This window comes from Angustibacter speluncae (genome assembly GCF_054777815.1).
This window is the reverse complement of record NZ_BAAHAF010000022.1, coordinates 1-759: the sequence shown is the minus strand read 5'-3', so window position 1 is coordinate 759 and position 759 is coordinate 1. Positions and strand designations below refer to the sequence as shown.

Annotated in this window: 1 pseudogene; it reads left to right on the top strand. The window is 80.5% G+C overall.

Going from position 1 to position 759, the window contains the following annotated elements:
• Window positions 1–759: pseudogene (locus ACYVKY_RS02395) on the top strand (hypothetical protein); the annotation flags it as partial.

Here is a 759-nt window from a genome sequence, read left to right as displayed (position 1 = left end):
GGACTCGTGGGCCCTGGTCGGCGCGCCGATGGCCGCGGGCGCACTGGCCCTCGCCCTGCGGCTGCTCGCCGCGCACCAGGCGTCCGGCGCCGGCGGGTCGGGCGGACGGGTGCTGGTGTCGGCGCGCAGCGCGCTGGTGGTGCTGGGCGTGGTGGTCGTCCCGGCCGCGGCGGTCGTCCTGGTGCACCCGGTGGCCGGCCTCGGCGGCGCGGGGCGCCCGTGGTCGTCCGGGCTGGGCACCCCGTTCGGCGAGGCCGCCGGGATCCTGGCCGCCGGCGAGGTCGTCGACGGCACCGAGCGCACCGCCTCGTTCGCCGCGGTCGTCGTGCTCGCCGGGGTGCTCGCGTCGTGGTGGCGGGTGTCGGGCACCGCGGTGGTGCGCCGGCTCGCCACGGTGTCGGTCGCCGCGCTGGTCGTGGGCCTGCCGTGGCAGGTGCAGCTGCCGGTCCTGACCGTCGTCACCACGGCCGCGGTGCTCGCCGTGGCCGCCGTCGCCGGCGGCTGGGCGCTGCGCCGGCAGGCGCGCGGCTGGGACGTCGACGGCACCGTGCTGCTGGCCGCGGGCACGACCGTCGGCACGCTCGGCGTCCTCGCGGCCTGGACGGTCGAGCCGCTGTCGGTCCCCGTCACGCTCGCCGGCGTCGCCGCCCTCGTGCTCGCCCGCCGCGCGTCCGGCCAGGCGCTGCTGCTGCTCCCGGCCGCCGCGTCGGGCCTGGTGGCGGTCGGCGCCGTGGTCGCCTGGACCGACGTGCCGCTGCT